The sequence below is a fragment of the Rhizobacter sp. P3_C12 genome (genome assembly GCF_056402735.1).
On the sequence record NZ_JBFUGW010000127.1, the window covers coordinates 1 to 18446 of the forward strand.

General features: G+C 68.2%; 22 protein-coding genes. 9 read left to right on the plus strand and 13 right to left on the minus strand.

Annotation, left to right across the window (positions count from 1 at the left end; all coding sequences use genetic code 11):
• On the minus strand, positions 1 to 287 hold a 287-nt coding region (locus AC1DXV_RS19260), incomplete at its 3' end, for a penicillin acylase family protein (RefSeq protein ID WP_477935024.1).
• A 45-nt stretch (positions 288 to 332) separates the two neighbouring features.
• Here AC1DXV_RS19260 and AC1DXV_RS19265 point away from each other — a divergent pair.
• Positions 333 to 791: a hypothetical protein gene (locus tag AC1DXV_RS19265; protein WP_477870307.1), complete on the plus strand. Its 459-nt coding sequence runs from the start codon at positions 333 to 335 to the stop codon at positions 789 to 791.
• Between the two features lie 10 nt (positions 792 to 801).
• On the opposite strand, the gene AC1DXV_RS19270 is transcribed toward AC1DXV_RS19265, so the two are convergent.
• On the minus strand, positions 802 to 1314 hold the full coding sequence (locus AC1DXV_RS19270) for a DUF1993 domain-containing protein (RefSeq protein WP_477870306.1): 513 nt from the start codon (positions 1312 to 1314) through the stop codon (positions 802 to 804).
• A 92-nt stretch (positions 1315 to 1406) separates the two neighbouring features.
• On the opposite strand from AC1DXV_RS19270, the gene AC1DXV_RS19275 reads away from it, so the two are divergent.
• The 3 genes from AC1DXV_RS19275 to AC1DXV_RS19285 are packed head-to-tail and all read left to right on the plus strand — an operon-like array spanning position 1407 to position 3531.
• The gene (locus AC1DXV_RS19275) at positions 1407 to 2414 is read left to right on the plus strand and encodes a D-2-hydroxyacid dehydrogenase family protein (protein ID WP_477870304.1); all 1008 of its coding nucleotides are present in this window, start codon (positions 1407 to 1409) and stop codon (positions 2412 to 2414) included.
• Entirely contained in the window at positions 2411 to 2983 is a 573-nt protein-coding gene (locus AC1DXV_RS19280) for a chromate transporter (RefSeq protein WP_477935026.1), read from the plus strand. Before AC1DXV_RS19275 ends, AC1DXV_RS19280 begins: the two co-directional genes overlap by 4 nt.
• On the plus strand, positions 2980 to 3531 hold the full coding sequence (locus AC1DXV_RS19285) for a chromate transporter (RefSeq protein ID WP_477870300.1): 552 nt from the start codon (positions 2980 to 2982) through the stop codon (positions 3529 to 3531). Before AC1DXV_RS19280 ends, AC1DXV_RS19285 begins: the two co-directional genes overlap by 4 nt.
• Positions 3532 to 3550: 19 nt before the next feature.
• On the opposite strand, the gene AC1DXV_RS19290 is transcribed toward AC1DXV_RS19285, so the two are convergent.
• From AC1DXV_RS19290 to AC1DXV_RS19320, 7 genes are all read right to left on the minus strand, one after another.
• Positions 3551 to 4006, minus strand: coding sequence for a DUF302 domain-containing protein (locus AC1DXV_RS19290; protein WP_477870298.1), 456 nt, complete (start codon positions 4004 to 4006; stop codon positions 3551 to 3553).
• Positions 4007 to 4242: 236 nt separating this feature from the next.
• Positions 4243 to 4869, minus strand: a complete 627-nt coding sequence (gene upp / locus AC1DXV_RS19295; RefSeq protein ID WP_047513330.1) for a uracil phosphoribosyltransferase — start codon at positions 4867 to 4869, stop codon at positions 4243 to 4245.
• 3 nt (positions 4870 to 4872) lie between these two features.
• A complete protein-coding gene (gene rlmB / locus AC1DXV_RS19300; protein ID WP_477872105.1) occupies positions 4873 to 5616 on the minus strand; it encodes a 23S rRNA (guanosine(2251)-2'-O)-methyltransferase RlmB in 744 nt (247 codons plus the stop codon).
• A gap of 30 nt (positions 5617 to 5646) precedes the next feature.
• Positions 5647 to 6009, minus strand: a complete 363-nt coding sequence (locus tag AC1DXV_RS19305) for a response regulator (RefSeq protein ID WP_477872103.1) — start codon at positions 6007 to 6009, stop codon at positions 5647 to 5649.
• A 26-nt stretch (positions 6010 to 6035) separates the two neighbouring features.
• A complete protein-coding gene (locus AC1DXV_RS19310) occupies positions 6036 to 7202 on the minus strand; it encodes a sensor histidine kinase (RefSeq protein ID WP_477872101.1) in 1167 nt (388 codons plus the stop codon).
• Positions 7199 to 10015 (minus strand): response regulator, encoded by a 2817-nt coding sequence (locus tag AC1DXV_RS19315; RefSeq protein WP_477935028.1) that lies wholly within the window; start codon positions 10013 to 10015, stop codon positions 7199 to 7201. Before AC1DXV_RS19315 ends, AC1DXV_RS19310 begins: the two co-directional genes overlap by 4 nt.
• A gap of 155 nt (positions 10016 to 10170) precedes the next feature.
• The gene (locus AC1DXV_RS19320) at positions 10171 to 10899 is read right to left on the minus strand and encodes an acetyltransferase domain-containing protein (RefSeq protein ID WP_477871441.1); all 729 of its coding nucleotides are present in this window, start codon (positions 10897 to 10899) and stop codon (positions 10171 to 10173) included.
• A gap of 182 nt (positions 10900 to 11081) precedes the next feature.
• Here AC1DXV_RS19320 and AC1DXV_RS19325 point away from each other — a divergent pair, with 182 nt between their 5' ends.
• From AC1DXV_RS19325 to AC1DXV_RS19345, 5 genes are all read left to right on the plus strand, one after another.
• Positions 11082 to 12305 (plus strand): ABC transporter substrate-binding protein, encoded by a 1224-nt coding sequence (locus AC1DXV_RS19325; RefSeq protein WP_047513502.1) that lies wholly within the window; start codon positions 11082 to 11084, stop codon positions 12303 to 12305.
• 115 nt (positions 12306 to 12420) lie between these two features.
• Positions 12421 to 13302: a carbohydrate ABC transporter permease gene (locus tag AC1DXV_RS19330; RefSeq protein ID WP_477866829.1), complete on the plus strand. Its 882-nt coding sequence runs from the start codon at positions 12421 to 12423 to the stop codon at positions 13300 to 13302.
• 22 nt (positions 13303 to 13324) lie between these two features.
• Positions 13325 to 14182: a carbohydrate ABC transporter permease gene (locus AC1DXV_RS19335; protein WP_477866827.1), complete on the plus strand. Its 858-nt coding sequence runs from the start codon at positions 13325 to 13327 to the stop codon at positions 14180 to 14182.
• Between the two features lie 28 nt (positions 14183 to 14210).
• Complete coding sequence (locus AC1DXV_RS19340) at positions 14211 to 15278, plus strand: ABC transporter ATP-binding protein (protein ID WP_477935030.1); 1068 nt, start codon at positions 14211 to 14213, stop codon at positions 15276 to 15278.
• Positions 15279 to 15348: 70 nt separating this feature from the next.
• Positions 15349 to 16566: an AGE family epimerase/isomerase gene (locus tag AC1DXV_RS19345; protein ID WP_477866823.1), complete on the plus strand. Its 1218-nt coding sequence runs from the start codon at positions 15349 to 15351 to the stop codon at positions 16564 to 16566.
• A 45-nt stretch (positions 16567 to 16611) separates the two neighbouring features.
• Here the strand turns inward: AC1DXV_RS19345 and AC1DXV_RS19350 are convergent, their stop codons facing one another.
• From AC1DXV_RS19350 to AC1DXV_RS19365, 4 genes are all read right to left on the minus strand, one after another.
• Positions 16612 to 17145 carry a hypothetical protein gene (locus tag AC1DXV_RS19350; RefSeq protein WP_477935032.1) on the minus strand — a complete coding sequence of 178 codons (534 nt, stop codon included), beginning with the start codon at positions 17143 to 17145 and terminating at the stop codon, positions 16612 to 16614.
• Positions 17145 to 17327, minus strand: coding sequence for a hypothetical protein (locus AC1DXV_RS19355; RefSeq protein WP_477866819.1), 183 nt, complete (start codon positions 17325 to 17327; stop codon positions 17145 to 17147). The genes AC1DXV_RS19350 and AC1DXV_RS19355 overlap by 1 nt, the downstream gene beginning before the upstream one ends.
• Positions 17328 to 17461: 134 nt before the next feature.
• Positions 17462 to 18247, minus strand: coding sequence for a phosphonate ABC transporter, permease protein PhnE (gene phnE, locus AC1DXV_RS19360; RefSeq protein WP_477866817.1), 786 nt, complete (start codon positions 18245 to 18247; stop codon positions 17462 to 17464).
• On the minus strand, positions 18244 to 18446 hold a 203-nt coding region (locus tag AC1DXV_RS19365; protein WP_477935034.1), incomplete at its 5' end, for a PhnE/PtxC family ABC transporter permease. The genes AC1DXV_RS19365 and phnE, both read right to left, overlap by 4 nt.

The window sequence follows — 18446 nt, forward strand, 5'->3', positions numbered from 1 at the left end:
GCCTCGGCCAGCCGGCCGGCACCGATGCGGCGGTGCGTCTCCAGCTGCCACAGCCGGTCCTGCGCATGGGCGAAGCCGAGGCCGAACATCGCGTCCTCGCGCGACGCCGCGTGGATGGTCGGCACGCCCTGCGTGTCGCGCTCGATGCGCACCTCGCCGCGCAGCCCGTCGACGCTCTGCGCGCCGTCGAGCTCCGGCAGCGTGCGCCAGGCATACAGCCCGAGCAGGGCCGTCGCCAGCAGCAGCCCGATCGCGAGCCCCAGGAACCCGCGCTTCAGCCATTTCATCGTTCGATCCTTCTCGTTCGTGGCGGCTCAGCGTAGCCGGCCTCGATGAACAGCCGGCAGAAGTGCCTCATTTCGTGCGATCTGCGGCACGGCACCCTGTACAGAATGCCAGCGGATCTACACCTGAACACGCGCCGGCCGAAAGCCATGCACGTGAGTCACACGCCCACCGCCATGAAAAACGCACGCCTTTCGTTCGACCTCGACGCCACCGCGCTGCAGAACATCCCCGGGATGCCCCATGAGCGGCTGGCCCGTGTGGCCGCGCGGCGCGTGTTCGTCGAGATGAAGCAGTGCTTCATGGAATCGGCCTCGGGCCTGCAGGGCGCTTCGGCCGCGCTGCTGCAGCGCCAGCTGCGCATCGCGGGCGACATCGGCGAGCTGCTCGAACTGAGCGAAACGCTGCTCGCCGTTCTGCCGCCAGAACAATGCAAGGCGGTACGCCGCCAACTCGACGCCGCCTTCCCGATGGCCGGCCGCGACACCGAATTCGTGCCGCTGTAGGCCTGCCGATTCAGCCGCCGAGCGGCCCCAGGTAATCACTCTTCCCCAACTCGACGCCGTTGTGGCGCAGCAGCGCATAAATGGTCGTCGCGTGGAAGAAGAAGTTCGGCAGCACGAAGGTGCGCAGGTAGACCTCGCCCTTCAGCGTCAGCGGGCCGTCGCGGCGCGGGATCGTCACGTCCCGGTCGTCGCTGCCGATGATCTTCTCGGCCGGCACCGACTCCAGGAAGGCCACCGTCTTCGCGATGCGCTCGCGCAGCTCGGGCAGCGTCGTCTCCACGTCGTCGAACTTCGGCGCCTCGATGCCGGCCAGCCGGGCCGCGGCGAACTTGGCCGCATCGCTGGTCAGCTGCACCTGCCGGGTGAACGGCAGCATGTCGGGCGCCAGGCGCGTGCCGAGCAGCACCGCGACGTCGAACTTCTTCGCCTGCGCGCACGCTTCGGCCTTGTCCAGCCACTTGCCGACGTTGTCGAGGCTGCGCAGGAAGATCGGCACGCTGGCCGAGTACATGGTGAGGGGCATTGCGGTCTCCGGAGGTTGTGTGAGAAGGGGTGTGGGGCCGGATGCTAGCCGTCCTCGCCGCTTCCTGCTGGCGAGCATGCACAATCAAAGCCGTGAACATCATCATCCTCGACGACTACCAAGATGCGGTCCGCAAGCTCAGGTGCGCCCGGCGCCTGGAGCACTTGAATGCCAAGGTGTTCACCAACACCGTCAAGGGCATCGGCCAGCTGGCGGTGCGCCTGCGCGACGCCGAAGTGCTGGTGCTGATCCGCGAACGCACCCAGTTCCCGCGCCAGCTGCTCGAGAAGCTGCCCAAGCTCAAGCTGATCTCGCAGACCGGGCGCGTCGGCTCGCACGTCGACCTCGAGACCTGCACGCGCCTGGGCATCGCGGTGGCCGAAGGCGTCGGCTCGCCGGTCGCACCGGCCGAGCTGACCTGGGCGCTGATCATGTCGGCGATGCGCCGGCTGCCGCAGTACATCGGCAACCTGAAGCACGGCGCGTGGCAGCAGTCGGGCTTGAAGGCCGCCTCGATGCCGGCCAACTTCGGCCTTGGCATGGTGCTCAAGGGCAAGACGCTCGGCCTGTGGGGCTACGGCAAGATCGGGCAGCTGGTGGCCGGCTACGGCCGTGCCTTCGGCATGCAGGTGCTGGTGTGGGGCAGCGAGGCCTCGCGCGAGAAGGCGCGCACCGACGGCCACCAGGCCGCCGAATCGCGCGAGGCCTTCTTCGAGGCCTGCGACGTGCTGTCGCTGCACCTGCGGCTGGTCGACGCGACGCGCGGCATCGTGACCACCGACGACCTCGCCCGCATGAAGCCGACCGCACTGCTGGTCAACACCTCGCGCGCCGAGCTGGTCGAGGAAGGCGCGCTGGTCTCGGCGCTGAACCGCGGCAAGCCCGGCATGGCGGCGGTCGACGTGTTCGAGAGCGAGCCGATCCTGCAGGGCCACCCGCTGCTGCGCCTCGAGAACGCGGTGTGCACCCCGCACATCGGCTACGTGGAGCAGGACAGCTACGAGCTGTACTTCAGCGCGGCCTTCGACAACGTCATCAACTTCATCAACGGCACGCCGACGCAACTGGTCAACCCGGAAGCGCTGCGGGTCATCCGTTGAGCGAGCCGACACCGGAACCGCGCCAGCCGGGCTCGCTCGGCGAGCTGTTCCGCGTCTTCAACCGCCTCGCGCTGCAGGGCTTCGGCGGCGTGCTGGCGGTGGCGCAGCGCGAGCTGGTGGAGCGCGAGCGCTGGCTCGACCGCGACGAGTTCGTCGAGATCCTGTCGGTCGCCCAGGTGCTGCCGGGGCCGAACATCGTGAACCTGTCGCTGATGATCGGCGACCGCTTCTTCGGGCTGCGCGGCGCGTTCACCGCGCTGGCCGGCATGATGCTCGCGCCGCTCGTCATCGTGCTGGTGCTGGCCGCGCTGTACGCACGGGCCGCGCAGCAGCCGCTGGTCAGCGGCGCCCTGCGCGGCATGGGCGCGGTCTCGGCCGGGCTGATCATCGCGACAGGCCTGAAGCTCGCGACCAGCCTGAAGCGCAACGAGATGGGCCTGCCGCTCAGCCTCGCGATCGGCGCCTGCACCTTCGTGATGGTCGCGCTGATGCGCTGGCCGCTGGTGTGGGTGCTGGCGGGGCTGGGCTCGGTCGGCATCGCGGCGGCGTGGTGGAGGCTGCGGCGGTGAGCCTGTTCGACCTGCACGGGCTCACGGCCGGCGACTTGTTCGCACTGTTCAGCCACTTCCTGATGCTGAGCCTGCTGGCCGTCGGCGGCGCGATCACCACCGCGCCCGACATGCACCGCTACCTGGTCGGCGAGCGGCACTGGCTGAGCGACGACCTGTTCACCGCGTCGGTCGCGCTGGCGCAGGCGGCGCCGGGGCCCAACGTGCTGTTCGTCGCGGTGCTCGGCTTCAATGCGGCGGGGCTCGCGGGCGCGGCGGTCACGCTGCTGGGCATCATGCTGCCGTCGACCACGCTCGCGCTGTGGGCCACGCGCTGGGGCCATTCGCGGCGCGAGACGCTGGGCGTGCGGGCCTTCAAGACCGGCCTCGCGCCGTTGACGCTCGGCCTGCTGCTGGCCACCGGCTGGATCCTCGCCGACCCGGTGCGCGACCAGATCGGCGCGATCGTGCTGATCGGCGTGACGATCGCGGTGATGCTGAAGACGCGCCTGAGCCCGCTGTGGATGGTGGCGCTCGGCGCGGTGGTCGGCGCGCTGGGTTGGATCTGAGGCTGGACCTGGACCTGGATCAGGACAGCGCTTCGGCCACCAGCGCCGGCAGGTCGGCCAGGTCGTGCAGCAGTTCCGGCGACAGCCCGTCGGGCAGTTCGTCGAGCGCCGCGCCGCGCCACATCACCTCGGTGCTGCCGTTCGCGCCACGCTGCACCACGACGCGCAGCAGCAGGTCGGGCGATGCATCGGAGCTGGTCATCAGCACCGGCGTGCCGCCCTGCGTCGATTCGAAGACGATCACCAGGCGCTGGCGCTCGTTGTCCTCGCCGACGCTCTGCTGCAGCCGCACCAGCACCGGCATGCCGTGCCGCTCGGCACAGGCCTCGATGCGCTGCACCGTCTCGGTCACGCCGAATCGGCTGACGCTCGCACGCGTCAGGCGCTCTTCCGCACCGAATGCGCGGGTACCACCCAGGGCTGCGACGATCATCGCAATGCCACCGGTCATCCAGAAACGAAATGGGCTCTTCATCGGGGGTCTCCCTCGGGTCACCGACAGACGATAGGGTTCGAACAGCGGTACTTCAAGGGTCTGAATGTCAGTCAACGTCGCTCCACCGTTAAGGACGGTGTCTCCACGGTCACACTGTGCTCAACACAAGCGCAGAGTGTGGCCCCAACCGGTGACGCTTTGGTGAACTAGCTCCGAGCAATAGGGATATCCAACGAACATTCATGCGGCACCGCAGCACGCTGCAGGCCGCGAATTCACTTGGTTCCGAAGATCTTGTCGCCGGCGTCGCCGAGGCCCGGAATGATGTAGCCCAGCTCGTTGAGGTGGCTGTCGATGGCGGCCGTCCAGCAGCGCACATCGGGGTGGGCTTGCTGCAGTGCAGCGACGCCTTCCGGCGCCGCCACCAGCACCAGCGCGCGGATGTCGGTGCAGCCGCGGCGCTTCAGCAGGTCGATGGTCGCGATCATCGAGCCGGCGGTGGCCAGCATCGGGTCGATGATCAGCGCGGTGCGCTCGTCGAGGTGGCCGACGAGGTTCTCGAAGTAGTGCTCCGGCTGCAGCGTCTCGTGGTTGCGCGACAGGCCGACCACGCTGACCTTCGCGTTCGGGATCATGTCGAGCACGCCATCGAGCATGCCGAGGCCGGCGCGCAGGATCGGCACCACCGTCACCTTGCGGCCGCTGATCTGGTCGATCTCGACCGGGCCGCTCCAGCATTCGATCGTCGTCTTGGTCAAAGGCCAGTCGGCCGTGGCCTCGTACGCGAGCAGCCGGGCCAGCTCGTTCGTCAGCTCGCGGAATTTCTTGGTCGAGATCTCGGCCTCGCGCAGCAGGCCGATCTTGTGGCGCACCAGCGGGTGGTTGACGGCAATCGTCGGCATGGTTCAGTCCTCCTGCTTCAGCCGCTGGCGCACCGCCTCGTACAGGCAGATGCCGCTGGCCACCGAGACGTTCAGGCTCTCGACCGCACCGCGCATCGGCAGCCGCACCAGCACGTCGCAGGTCTTGCCGGTCAACTGCCGCATGCCGCTGCCTTCGGCGCCGAGCACCAGCGCGACCGGCCGGGTCAGGTCGATGTCGTACAACGACTGCTGTGCGTCATCCGACGTGCCGACGACCAGGATGTCGCGCTCCTTCAGCTCATTCAAGGTCCGTGCCAGGTTGGTGACCATGAAGTACGGCACCGTGTCGGCAGCACCGCTGGCCACCTTGGAGACGGTGGCGTTGATGCCGACCGCATGGTCTTTCGGGGCGATCACCGCATGCGCGCCGGCGCCGTCGGCGACGCGCAGGCAGGCGCCCAGGTTGTGCGGGTCGGTGATGCCGTCGAGCACCAGCAGCAGCGGGACTTCCTCGACGGCGTCGAGCGTGTCGTCCAGCGAATGGCTCATCGCCATCGCCTCGACGCGGGCGACCACGCCCTGGTGGCGGTGCGTGCCGCACATCTTCTGCAGGCGGTCGTCGTCGCTGTCGACCAGCTTGGCGCCAGCCTCCTTCACCCGCTCGACGAACTGGCGCATGCGCTGGTCGCGGCGGCTCGCGTCGACGTGGATCTCGAGGATGGACTTCGGCGCGGTCTTCAGCCGCACCGTGACGGCGTGGAAGCCGAACAGGATCTTGTTGCTCATGCCGGGATTGTGCCTCCCGGCCGCGCGGCGTCAGGCGAGGTGGCGCTGCACCAGCCCGACCAGTTCGGCGTAGTCGAAGGGCTTGGCCAGGTAGGCATCGAAGCCCGACTGCAGGATGCGCTCCTCGTCGCCCTTCATCGCGAGCGCGGTCAGCGCGATGATCTTCAGGCCGGCCGTCGCCGCATCGGCGCGCAGCAGCCGCGTCGCCTCCAGCCCGTCCATGCCCGGCATCTGGATGTCCATCAGCACCAGCTCGGGCAGGTGCTCGCGGGCCAGCCGCACGCCTTCCTCGCCCCCCTCGGCGCAGATCACCTCGTGCCCGCCCTTCTGCAGCACCAGCTGCGCCAGCTTGCGGTTCTGTGCGTTGTCCTCGACGACCAGGATGCGTGCCATGGTTTTTTCCTCGCCTTGCGCCTTCGTCAGGCGTGTTCGTGCGCCGCCGGCAGCGGCGGCAGCGTGAAATAGAAGCTGGCGCCCCGGCCCGGTGCCGATTCGACCCAGATGCGCCCGCCGTGCTTGGTCACCACCCGCTGCGCGATCGCCAGGCCCACGCCATTGCCCGGGAACTGCGAGCCGGGGTGGAAGCGCTGGAACGGCCGGAACAGCCGCTCGCCGGCCGCCGCGGCATCGAAGCCGGCGCCGTTGTCGCGCACGCAGAAGGCGGCATCTCCGGCATCGCCCTGCGCCCCGGCGCGCCGGAACTCGATCTGCGGGGCCGGTGCCACGGCGCTGTACTTCCACGCATTGCCGAGCAGGTTCGACAGCGCGACCCGCAGCAGGCCGGGGTCGCCCTGCGCCGTCAGCCCGTCGTCGTGGCGCCAGGCCACGTGACGGTCCGGCTGCGCCTGCGCCAACTCGCCGACGATCTCGCCGGCCATCGCCGACAGGTCGACCGGCTCCGACTGCAGCTCGGTGCGCGTCATGCGCGCCAGCACCAGCATGTCGTCGATCAGCCGGTTCATGCGCTGGGCCGCGCCCTGGATGTGGCCGAGGAAGCCCTGCCCCTTCGCATCCAGCGAATGCCCGTGCCCCTGCTGCAGCAGCTGCGCGAAGCCGGCGATCTGCCCGAGCGGCGTGCGCAGGTCGTGCGACACCGAGTAGCTGAACGCCTCCATCTCGGCATGGGCGCTGCGCAGCTCGCGGTAGGCGCGCTCCATCGCGATCGACTGGGCCTCGGCCTCGCGGCGCATGCGGTGCAGCCGCACGAACACCGCGACCTTGGCGCGCAGGATCTCCGGCACCACCGGCGACAGGATGTAGTCGACCGCGCCGATGCGGTAGCCGGCGAAGGTGTCGGCCTCGTGCGTGTAGATCGCCGAGACGAACACGATCGGCACGTCGGCACCGCCGGGCAGCTCGCGCAGCCGGCGCGCGACGTCGAAGCCGCTGATGCCGGCCAGGTGCACGTCGAGCAGCACCATCGCCCACGACGAGCGCTGCGCGAAGCGCTCGAGTGCGAGTTCGCCGCGGTCGACGGTGTGGATCTCAGCCCCCACGTCCTGCAAGGTCGCACGGTACAGCCTCAGGTTGGCCGCGTTGTCGTCGACGACCAGGATCGAGGGTGAGGTGCCGTTGCTCCCGGTCATGACCGTCGCTGCCGTCCCTTGGCCAGAGCCCGCTTCACCTCGGCCAGCAGGCTGGCCGGCTGGAACTCCGATTTCTCCATCACCTGCTGCACCCGCCCGCTCAGCAGCGCCCGGTCCTGCACGGTCAGCAGCTTGGCGGTCAGCACGATGATCGGGATGTCGGCGGTGTCGCTGCGCCCGCGCAGCGCCTCGATCACGTCGAAGCCCGACAGCTGCGGCATCATCAGGTCGAGCACGATCAGCGCCGGCCGCTGCTGGCGCACCACCTCCAGCGCCTCGCGGCCGCTGTAGGCCAGCATCGGCACGAAGCCGGCCGACTGCAGGTGCTTGCCGACCAGCGTGACGGCCTTCGGGTCGTCGTCCACCACCAGCACGCGCGCGGCAGGCAGCTGCCCGTCCAGGCCGACCGCCGCCAGCGCGGCCAGCAGGTCGTCCTTCGAGACCGGTTTGGTCAGCACTTGCGATGCGCCGAGCGCGAAGCCGCGCCGCGCCTCGGCGGTGATCGACACGATGACGACCGGGATGTGCTGCGTCTGCACCTGCTCCTTCAGCTGCGACAGCAGGTCCCAGCCGTCGCGGCCGGGCAGGATGATGTCGAGCAACAGCGCGGCCGGCAGCAGCTGCGCGGCCCGTGCCAGGCCGTCCTCGGCACTGCGCGCGACCTCGACGCGGTAGCCGTTGGATTCCAGTTGCGCGCGCACCAGCGTCGCGGTGCGCGGGTCGTCCTCGACGACGAGGATCAGCGGTGCGTCGGGCCCGGCTTCGCGCGGCGTGCCATTGGCTGAGGGCAGCCCGGCCGGCAGCTCGTCGCGCGGCGCCTGCTGCGCTTCCTCGCCGGCCGGCCGCCACGGCAGCCAGACCGCGAAGGTCGTGCCGGCGTTCGGCGTGCTGCGCAGCATCAGCCCGCCGCCATGCAGTTCGACCAGCCGCTTGACCATCATCAGCCCGAGGCCGGTGCCCTCGTACTCGCGCGACAGCGACGAATCGATCTGCACGAAGGGCTGGAACAGCCGCAGGATGCCGTCGGGCGCGATGCCGATGCCGGAGTCCTCGACGCGGATCTCCAGGAACGACGGCAGCGTGCGCTCGGTCGGCCGGAACATCCGCGTGTCCTGCGCCTCGAGCACGCCGTCGACATCGGCGCGCGCCACCCGCTTCATCGACAGCGTGACCACGCCGCCCTCGGGCGTGAACTTGATCGCGTTGGACAGCAGGTTGAAGACGATCTGCTTCGACTTGCGCAGGTCCAGCTGCAGGCTGCCCATGTCGGGCGCGCACACCGCGTTCAGACGCAGCCGCTGCGTGGCCGCCTTCTCGCGCATCAGCGAGACCGCGCTCGTCATGATGTGCGACGGCTCGGCCGCGCCCAGCTCGAGCGGCATGTGGCCCGACTCGACCTTCGACAGGTCGAGGATGTCGTTGATCAGGCTCAGCAGGTGCCTGCCGCTGACGTGGATGTCGTTCGTGTACTCCAGCTGCTCGGCGTTCATGTCGCCGGCCAGGCCGTCCTTCATCAGGCCCGAGAAGCCGATCACCGCGTTCAGCGGCGTGCGCAGCTCGTGCGACATGTTGGCGAGGAACTCGCTCTTCATGCGGTTGGCCTTTTCCAGCTCGGCGTTCTTGAGCTGGATGTCCTCGCCGCGCACGCGCAGCTGCTCGGCCAGCAGGTTCAGCTCCTGCAGCTGGCCGAGGTTGTGCAGCGCCACCGCGAACTGCGCGCACAGGCGCTCGATGAAGCCGCGGTCGCGCGCCGACAGCGGTGCCGAGGCGGCCAGCGCCAGCACGCCGATCAGCCGCCCCTGGTAGCTGACCGGGCAGATCAGCAGCGCGGCGGGGTGCAGCGTGGCCAGGCCGGTCTCGATGCGCAGGCCGCTTTCCGCATCGAAGCGGTCGAAGTAGGCCGGCTGGCCGCTGCGCGCCACCGCGCCGACCGGGCCGTCGTCGATGCGCAGCACGCCCTTCAGGTCGGCCGGCGCCTGGTGCCGCGCCACCGCGCGCAGCACGCCGCCCCATTCCTCGTGTTCGTAGAACACCGCCACCGGGAACAGCGGGTTCTCGCCGATCAGCGCCAGCGTCTCGGCCAGCACCAGCTCGCGCGTGGATTGCGCGTTGTAGAGCGTCAGCGCGCGGGCATGCAGCGCGTCGTAGCGCCGCTCCTCGGCCACGGCCTGCTCGGCTTGCTGGCGCGCCGCCCAGTCGCGCCGCAGCCGCCACGCGATCACGCCCAGCAACAGCACGAGCGTGGCCAGGAACGCGACGAAGGTGGTGACGGTCGACTGCGAGCGCTGGTCCTCGACGCCCTCGCGCTCGGACAGCAGGCGCCGCTCCTCGGTGTTGATCTGGTCCAGCAGCGCGCGGATGCGCTCCAGCCGCCGCACGCCCCGGCTGAGGCGTTCGTCGAGTGCCTGCGGCGACTCGTTCGGCACCTGCACCTCGTTCTCGTGGAAGGTCTGCACGCGCGCCGCGACCTCGCCGCGCAGCTCCGACATGCGCACCTGCTGCCGCGGGTTGTCGGCGGTGAGCCACGCGAACTGGCGCAGGCCGGTGTCGATGACGGCGAGCGTGGCGTCGCGCTCCTCGATGTAGACCGGGTTGCGGGTCGCGAGGAAGGCCCGCTGGGCCGCCTCGGCGCGGTAGATGTCCGACTGGATGTCGGATGTCACGCTGATCACCTGGTGCGTGTGGCCCACGAAGGCCGACGCCTCGAGCGTCTGGCGTGCGAAGTTCCACCCGATGCCTGCCAGCGTGAGGATGGCCGCCACAGCGACGACAAAGCCCGCGGTCGCGAGCTGCTGAACCGACAAACGCGTCATCCGTTCTCCGATGCGCGCCTTCTCGACTGCCTCCAGGACTGCAGAGGTCAACGGACGGCGTCTGTTGGACCATCGTGACCAAACCGCCGACGGACGCGGCGGAGAGCGAACCTGCTGTGTATCACAGGTTGCGGCTTCCCATCGCGTTGACGGGCCTAGCGGCGCAGCATCGTCGCGAGCAGCAGCAGGCCGATCAGCACCGGCTGGTGGACCATGTAGAAGCTCAGCGACCAGCGCCCGAGCACCGCGAACGGATGCAGCGCCTTCGGCAGCGCGCCGGTGACCCAGTCGCGGCGGTTCGCGAGCACCCATTGCCCGGCGGCCAGGCCCCACCACATCACGCCGATCCACGGCAGCAGCGGCACGTAGTCCTCGGTCACCGGCTTGTGCGTGATCAGGCCGATCCAGTTCGTCAGCCGGGTGTCGAACCACGGGTGCTGCACCAGCCGCGGCAGCGCGATCGCGATGGCGCCCATCAGCCACAGCCAGCGCCCCGCATTCGCGGTGACGCGCGTGATGACCAGCATCACCGCGATGCCGTGCAGCACGCCGAAGTAGATGAAGCTGCGCGGGAACATCAGGTACGAGCCCGCGCTCACCAGCAGCGCGCAGCCCGCCACCTGCGCCCAGCGGCGCCAGAAGCGCGGCCAGCCCTGGCCCTGCTCCCAGGCCACCGCCTGCCCGAAGCCGGCGCAGAACAGGAACAGCGTGACGATGCAGGTGCGCTGGGTGAGCCAGATCGGGTCCGACGTGAAGCTCTGGCGGATGAAGTGGTAGTAGTTCAGGTCGAAGCAGAAATGGAACGCGGCCATCCACAGGATGGCGACCGCACGCAGCGCGTCGAGGCGGTCGAACCGGGCGGGCGAGTGGGAAGGCGCGTTCATGAGGCTCGCGATTGTGCGTGACCGGCGTGACCACGGGTAAGTCCTAGGTTCATGTTCTATTGTTAGGACATTAATGAAACATTAACATCGCCACCGCTTGATACGTCAGGCTCCATAACTCTGACCCCCAGGAGACATGCATGTCGATTTCCCAACGTACCGTGCGCGGCTTGAGCCTCGCGATGATGGCCGCCGGCCTGATGACTGCCACGCTGGCGCAAGCCGGTGAGGTGGAAGTCCTGCACTGGTGGACCTCGGGCGGCGAAGCCAAGGCGGCCGCCGAACTGAAGGCCACGATGCAATCGAAGGGCCACACCTGGAAGGACTTCGCGGTCGCCGGTGGTGGTGGCGATTCGGCGATGACGGTGCTGAAGTCGCGTGTGGTGTCGGGCAACGCCCCGGCCGCGGCGCAGATCAAGGGCCCGTCGATCCAGGAATGGGCCAAGGAAGGCGTGCTCGCCAACATGGACGACGTCGCCAAGGCCAACAAGTGGGACGACCTGCTGCCCAAGGCCATCGCCGACGGCCTGAAGTACCAGGGCCACTACGTCGCCGCGCCGGTCAACGTGCACCGCGTGAACTGGCTGTGGGCCAACCCGGAAGCCTTCAAGAAGGCCGGCGCCAAGGTGCCGACCACCTGGGACGAGTTCTTCGTCGCCGCTGAAGCGCTGAAGAAGGCCGGCATCATCCCGATCGCCCACGGCGGCCAGAACTGGCAGGACTTCACCACGTTCGAGGCGGTCGCGCTGGGCGTCGGCGGTGCGGACTTCTACAAGAAGGCACTGGTGCAGCTCGACGCCGGCTCGCTGAAGAGCGCGACGATGGACAAGGTGCTGACGACCTTCCGCAAGGTCAAGGGCTACACCGACAAGAACGCCCCGGGCCGCGACTGGAACCTGGCCACCGCGATGGTGATCAAGGGCGAGGCCGGCATGCAGATCATGGGCGACTGGGCCAAGGGCGAGTTCCTGGCCGCCGGCAAGGTCCCGGGCAAGGACTTCACCTGCGTGGCCGCCCCCGGCACCGCGAAGTCGTACACCTACAACGTCGACAGCTTCGCGCTGTTCAAGCTGAAGGATCCGGCCAACCAGAAGGCCCAGCAGGACCTGGCCACCGCGATCATGTCGCCGGAATTCCAGGAAGTGTTCAACCTGAACAAGGGCTCGATCCCGGTTCGCCTGGGCATGGACCTGAAGAAGTTCGACGATTGCGCGAAGACCTCGGCAGCCGACTTCGTGTCGACCTCGAAGGCCGGCACGCTGGTCCCGTCGATCGCCCACGGCATGGCGGTTCCGTCGGCTGCCGAAGGCGCGATCAAGGACGTGGTGTCGCAGTTCTGGAACGACGAGAAGATCACGTCGGCCCAGGCGCAGGACCGCCTGGTCGCTGCTGCCAAGACGAAGTAATCAGCGTAGTTGTCAGGGCTTCGGCCCTGTCTCGGACGGCGCCCCACTCGGGCGCCGTCTTCCTGTTGCACGGGGATGGCGCACCATTCGCGTCCCGCCCCCGGTTGGCCCGCCCATGAAACCCTCCGCCTCCGTACGCCTCAGCCAGTGGATGCCCAAGCTGGTCGTCGCACCGTCGTTCCTGCTGGCCTTCTTCTTCATCTACGGCCTGATCGCGTGGAACGGCTACCTGTCGGTGTCGGCCTCGCGCCTGCTGCCCAACTATGAATTCATCGGGCTGCAGCAATACACCAACCTGTTCGAGAGCGAACGCTGGTGGGTCGCGCTGAAGAACCTCGGCATCTTCGGCGGCCTGTTCATCTTCTTCGGCATGGCCATCGGCCTGCTGCTGGCCATCCTGCTCGACCAGAAGATCCGCGTCGAAGGGGTGCTGCGCACCATCTACCTCTACCCGATGGCGTTGAGCTTCATCGTCACCGGCACCGCCTGGAAGTGGATCCTGAACCCCGGTCTCGGCCTCGAGAAGGTCATGCAGGGCTGGGGCTTCGAGAACTTCCATTTCAGCTGGCTGATCGACCCCGACATGGCGATCTACACCGTGGTCATCGCGGGCGTCTGGCAGAGTGCCGGCTTCGTGATGGCGCTGTTCCTGGCCGGCCTGCGCGGCATCGACGACTCGATCCTGAAGGCCGCGCAGATCGACGGCGCGAGCCTGCCGCGCATCTACTGGCGCATCATCATCCCGAGCCTGCGGCCGGTCTTCTTCAGCACGCTGATGGTGCTGAGCCACCTGGCGATCAAGAGCTTCGACCTGGTGATGGCGCTGACCGCCGGCGGCCCCGGCTACGCGACCGACATGCCGGCCACCTTCATGTACACGATGGCGTTCTCGCGCGGCCAGATCGGCCTGGGCGCGGCGTCCGCGACGATCATGCTGGCCACCGTGGCGGCGCTGGTCGTGCCCTACCTCTATTCCGAGCTGCGCAGCAAGCGCTGAGCGGCCGCCGAGAGAACAAGACATGGGAAACAAATTCAACTGGCACCGCGCGGCGCTGTGGTCCGTGCTGCTGCTGTTCGCGGTGGTCTTCCTGATGCCGATGTACGTGATGCTCACGACCTCGCTGAAGGACATGAACGAGGTGCGCGAGGGCAACCTGCTGTCGCTGCCCTCCTCACCCGGCTTCGCGTCGTGGGCCAAGGCCTGGTCGAGCGCCTGCACCGGCATCGATTGCGGCGGCCTGAAGCCGTTCTTCTTCAACTCGGTGCTGATGGTGGTGCCGGCGGTGGCGGTGTCGACCACGCTGGGCGCGATCAACGGCTACGTGCTGAGCAAGTGGCGCTTCCGCGGCAGCGAGTTCATGTTCGCGATGATGCTGTTCGGCATGTTCATGCCGCTGCAGGTGGTGCTGCTGCCGATGTCGCAGGTGCTGGGCTGGTTCGGCATCGCGAGCTCGATCTGGGGGCTGGTGGCGGTGCACATCATCGCCGGCCTGCCGTCGACGACGCTGTTCTTCCGCAACTACTACGTCGGCCTGCCCGACGAGCTGATCAAGGCGGCGATGCTGGACGGCGCGGGCTTCTGGCGCATCTTCTGGCGCATCGTGCTGCCGCTGTCGACGCCGATCGTGGTGGTCACGCTGATCTGGCAGTTCACGAACATCTGGAACGACTTCCTGTTCGGCGTGGTGTTCTCGGGCGGCGCGTCGAAGCCGATCACGGTCGGCCTGAACAACCTGGCCAACACCTCGAGCGCGGTGAAGGAATACAACGTCGACATGGCCGCCGCGATGATCGCTGCGCTGCCGACGCTGTTCGTCTACATCGTCGCAGGCAAATACTTCGTGCGCGGCCTCACCGCCGGCGCCGTCAAGGGCTGACCGGCCCGGGCTTCAAAGAGAAAACGTCATGGGTGCACTTTCAATTCGCAACGTCCGCAAGAGCTACGGCCCGGTGGAGATCCTCAAGGGCATCGACATCGAGGTCGAGAACGGCGAGTTCCTGATCCTGGTCGGCCCGTCCGGCTGCGGCAAGAGCACGCTGCTGTCGATGATCGCGGGGCTGGACACGCCCACCTCGGGCAGCATCCACATCGCCGACCGCGACGTGACCTACGCGCTGCCCAAGGACCGCGACATCGCGATGGTGTTCCAGAGCTACGCGCTGTACCCGAACATGAACGTCGGGCAGAACATCGCGTTCGGCCTGGAGATGCGCAACGTGCCGAAGGCGCAGCGCCAGGAGGCGATCCAGCGCGTCTCGAAGATGCTGCAGATCGAGCACCTGCTCGACCGCAAGCCGGGCCAGCTGTCGGGCGGCCAGCGCCAGCGTGTCGCGATGGGCCGGGCGCTCGCGCGCAACCCGAAGCTGTTCCTGTTCGACGAGCCGCTGTCCAACCTCGACGCGAAGCTGCGCGTCGAGATGCGCGCCGAGATCAAGCTGCTGCACCAGCGCACCGCGACCACCACCGTCTACGTGACGCACGACCAGGTCGAGGCGATGACGCTGGGCGACCGCATCGCGGTGATGCGCGACGGCCTGGTGCAGCAGTTCGGCACGCCCGACGACATCTACTCGCGCCCGGCAACCCGCTTCGTCGCCGAGTTCATCGGCTCGCCGGCGATGAACATCATCGACAGCGAGCGTGCGGCCAACGGGCTGAGCGCCAAGGGCGTGGAGCTGCTGCTGAACGATGCGCAGCGCGGCGCGCTGCAGTCGGCCAACGGCGCCGGCATCAGCTACGGGTTGCGGCCGGAGAGCCTGTCGTTCGCCGAGCAGGGCCTGGCGGGCACGATCAGCATGCTGGAGCCGACCGGGCCGGAGACCTATGCGATGGTCGAGACGGCGGTCGGCAAGCTGACGGCGCGCGTGGCCGGCAAGGTGCACCAGCATGTGGGCGACAGCGTGCACCTGCGCTGGCAGCCGGAGGATGCGCACCTGTTCGACGCGAAGAGCGAGCAGCGCGTCGTGGGGTGAAGACCTTGGGGTGAACCGCGTGGGGTGATGTCAACCGGACGTCCGCAGGGACGATGCGAGGAGGCAGTGCATGACACCGATCATCGACTTCCGCTCACCCGACTTCCTGCGCCGGCACATCCTCGACACGATGTCGTTCCGCGAGGGCCGCAGCCGCGACCCGAGCGGCGGCTTCTTCCAGTTCTTCCGCGACGACGGCACGGTCGGCGACCGCGAGACGCGCGAGCTGATCGGCAGCGCGTGCGGCGTCGTCACCCATGCGATGGCGGCGCGGCACTTCGGCCGCCCGGAATGGCGCGAGGCGACGCGCCACGGGCTGCGTTTCCTGCGTGATGCGCACCGCGACGCCGACACCGGCGGCTATGCGTGGCAGGTGCGCTGGCATGGTGCCGGCGGCAACTACGGCGAGCGCGACGTGCTCGACGCGACGAACCGCTGCGAGGGCCTCGCCTTCGTGCTGCTGGCGCATGCGCAGGCACTGAGGGCCGACATCGAGGACGCCCGGCTCGGGCTGCACGAGACCTTCGGCTTGCTGGAGCAGCACTTCTGGGAGCCGGCGCACGGGCTGTATGCCGACGAGGCGGGTGCCGAGTGGAAGCTCGCGCCCTGGCGCGGGCAGAACGCGAACCTGCGCGCCTGCCAGGCGATGCTGGCGGCCTTCGAGGCGACCGGCGAGCGCCGCTTCCTCGACCGCGCCGAGGCGCTCGCGCGCTCGGTCACGCAGCGGCTGGCGGCACTGTCGCACGGGCTGGTCTGGGAGCACTACCGGCTCGACTGGTCGATCGACCGGGATGATCATGGCGACGACGACAACGCATACCACCGCTCCCGGCCGCGGGGCTTCCAGACGGGACACCATGCGGCCTGGGCCAGGCTGTTGCTGACGCTGGAACGGCACCGGCCGAGCGACTGGCTGCTGCCGCGGGCGCGCGAGTTGTTCACGGCCGCGACGCAGCACGGCTGGGATGCGAAGCACGGCGGGCTGTTCTGCGGCTTCGCAGCAGACCGCGCGGTCGTCGACCATGACAAGCACGCCTCGGTGCAGGCCGAGGCACTGGCCGCCGCGGCCTGCCTGGCGGTGCGCACCGGCGAGGGCGGCTACTGGGATTGGTACGACCGCCTGTGGGAGCACAGCTGGGCGCACTTCGTCGACCACGCGCACGGGGGATGGCACCGGATCCTGTCACAGGACAACCGGCCGCTCGGCGACGAGAAAAGCCCGGCGGGGAAGGTGGATGCCGACACGATGGGTGCTTGCTACGAGGTGCTTCGGGCGCTCGGTCGGTGACGTGCTTCTCTCTTGCTTGGCGCGCGGTGTGGCAGCGCGCAATGATCAAAAAATCAGGTTGACGAGGTGAACGAGACCGAGAAGTGCGGCGTTCACGCCGGCGTGCAAGGCGAAGATGAACCAGAACCGCGATTGGAGCGGAACGCCCTTCGCTTTCAAGACGAAGAAGCAGTGGRCCAACCAGATGAAGGGCCAAGCGACCGCGATGGATTTCTCCCACCGGCCGGGGTAGGCGTGAGCCAGAACCAGCGGCGTTGCTGAAATCACGCAAACGAGCCAGTGCGATCGAACGGCTTGCGAAATGAGATGCGCCGGATAAAGCAGGACGCAGTTCTCGACCAAAGGCGCAAAGACGCAGAGCAGAAATACCGCACGCAGCCAGTGATCCGATTTGAATATCTCGACGCTCTCGGGAGCTGGCGAGGCAGAAAAACCGAAGCTGAGAACTCCGCCAATCATCAAACCCGGAATCAGGCATACAAGCAGGTTGGCAACAAAGGCACGCACTGACATCGCAATGGGAATGGCGCCCAGCGAAATGGGGCCGGAGATACGAAAAACATCCAGCCCCTTTTTCATCAGAACATGTCACCCATCGGGGTCGTGTTCCCATAGTTGGGCGGCTGACCATTGCCCGCAAACTGAGACAACGCACCTGCCGCTTTCTCAATGCCACTCCAGATCACTCCGGCGATGAGGCTGTCACGTACTCCGCCTGCGCCAGATACCTGGTCGATTTCCTCTTGAGTCAGATCCTGCATGAGTTCTCCATATCGATAGAGACAGTACCGGCTGCCACCGTACATCGCTCGCCCTTTCAGGCTGCGGCGCAGTGTAGAAATCCGGTCCGGGTGAGGTCAACCGGTCCCGATGTACCTCTTGCGGACGAGTGAATTCAGCGGTTCAACGCCAGCCGTGCAGCAAACGACACCGCATCGACGATCGCCACCAGCGCGATCATCGCGAGCAGCACCGTGCAGGTCTCGTGCATCTGGAACAGGCCCAGGTGGTAGTACAGCATCTGGCCCAGGCCGCCCGCCCCCACCACGCCCAGCACCGCCGCAGCGCGGATGTTGTTCTCCCACCGGTAGAGGCTGTACGACAGCAGTTGCGGCAGCACCTGCGGCAGCGTCGCCCACAGGAACACGCGCAAGCGACCAGCGCCGCGCACGCGCAATGCGAGCGCCGGGCCGGGCGCCGCGTTCTCGATGCTCTCGGCGAACAACCGGCCCAGCACGCCGGTCGTGTGCAAGGCCAGCGCCAGCGTGCCGGGGAACGGGCCCAGCCCGGCCGCGATCAGCAGCAGCGAGGCCCACACCAGCTCGGGGATCGAGCGCAGCGCGTTCAGCAACAGGCGTGCACCGCCGTGCAGCAACGCCACCACCCGCCCTCCGCGGGCGCTCGCCGGCAGCGCCATGCACACCCCCGCCGCCGCGGCGAGAACCGTGCCGAGCAGCGACATCGCGATCGTCTCGCCGGCCGCCTCCAGCGTGCGCCGCAGGAACGCAGGCGACATCTCCGGCGGAAAGAAGCTGGCACCGAACCCGGCCAGCTTGACGAGCTCGGACGGCGCGAAGAACTCTCGCCAGTGCAGCCCCAGGCTCGCGAAACTCGCCACGACCAGGGCCAGCACGCCGGCCAGCACCAGCCACCCGGACCACGACCGTTCAGGGCGCGTCATGCCATCACCCGGCGCAACACCGCGCTGACCCGATCGCTCGCCCACACCAGCACGACGAACACCAGCAGGATCGCGCTCACCTCACTGCCGGCGAACATCTTCGCCGAGCTGTCGAGCATCTGGCCCAGCCCGCCCGCGCCGACGAAACCCAGCACGACCGACGAGCGGATCGCGCACTCCCAGCGGTACACCGTGTAGC

What these genes read in the sequence shown, in the direction of transcription:
- AC1DXV_RS19265 (WP_477870307.1), top strand. Translation starts at nt 333, where the DNA reads ATGAACAGCCGGCAGAAGTGCCTCATTTCGTGCGATCTGCGGCACGGC.
- AC1DXV_RS19270 (WP_477870306.1), bottom strand. Translation starts at nt 1,314, where the DNA reads ATGCCCCTCACCATGTACTCGGCCAGCGTGCCGATCTTCCTGCGCAGC.
- AC1DXV_RS19290 (WP_477870298.1), bottom strand. Translation starts at nt 4,006, where the DNA reads ATGAAGAGCCCATTTCGTTTCTGGATGACCGGTGGCATTGCGATGATC.
- upp (WP_047513330.1), bottom strand. Translation starts at nt 4,869, where the DNA reads ATGCCGACGATTGCCGTCAACCACCCGCTGGTGCGCCACAAGATCGGC.
- rlmB (WP_477872105.1), bottom strand. Translation starts at nt 5,616, where the DNA reads ATGAGCAACAAGATCCTGTTCGGCTTCCACGCCGTCACGGTGCGGCTG.
- AC1DXV_RS19305 (WP_477872103.1), bottom strand. Translation starts at nt 6,009, where the DNA reads ATGGCACGCATCCTGGTCGTCGAGGACAACGCACAGAACCGCAAGCTG.
- AC1DXV_RS19310 (WP_477872101.1), bottom strand. Translation starts at nt 7,202, where the DNA reads ATGACCGGGAGCAACGGCACCTCACCCTCGATCCTGGTCGTCGACGAC.
- AC1DXV_RS19315 (WP_477935028.1), bottom strand. Translation starts at nt 10,015, where the DNA reads ATGACGCGTTTGTCGGTTCAGCAGCTCGCGACCGCGGGCTTTGTCGTC.
- AC1DXV_RS19320 (WP_477871441.1), bottom strand. Translation starts at nt 10,899, where the DNA reads ATGAACGCGCCTTCCCACTCGCCCGCCCGGTTCGACCGCCTCGACGCG.
- AC1DXV_RS19325 (WP_047513502.1), top strand. Translation starts at nt 11,082, where the DNA reads ATGATGGCCGCCGGCCTGATGACTGCCACGCTGGCGCAAGCCGGTGAG.
- AC1DXV_RS19330 (WP_477866829.1), top strand. Translation starts at nt 12,421, where the DNA reads ATGAAACCCTCCGCCTCCGTACGCCTCAGCCAGTGGATGCCCAAGCTG.
- AC1DXV_RS19335 (WP_477866827.1), top strand. Translation starts at nt 13,325, where the DNA reads ATGGGAAACAAATTCAACTGGCACCGCGCGGCGCTGTGGTCCGTGCTG.
- AC1DXV_RS19340 (WP_477935030.1), top strand. Translation starts at nt 14,211, where the DNA reads ATGGGTGCACTTTCAATTCGCAACGTCCGCAAGAGCTACGGCCCGGTG.
- AC1DXV_RS19345 (WP_477866823.1), top strand. Translation starts at nt 15,349, where the DNA reads ATGACACCGATCATCGACTTCCGCTCACCCGACTTCCTGCGCCGGCAC.
- AC1DXV_RS19355 (WP_477866819.1), bottom strand. Translation starts at nt 17,327, where the DNA reads ATGCAGGATCTGACTCAAGAGGAAATCGACCAGGTATCTGGCGCAGGC.
- phnE (WP_477866817.1), bottom strand. Translation starts at nt 18,247, where the DNA reads ATGACGCGCCCTGAACGGTCGTGGTCCGGGTGGCTGGTGCTGGCCGGC.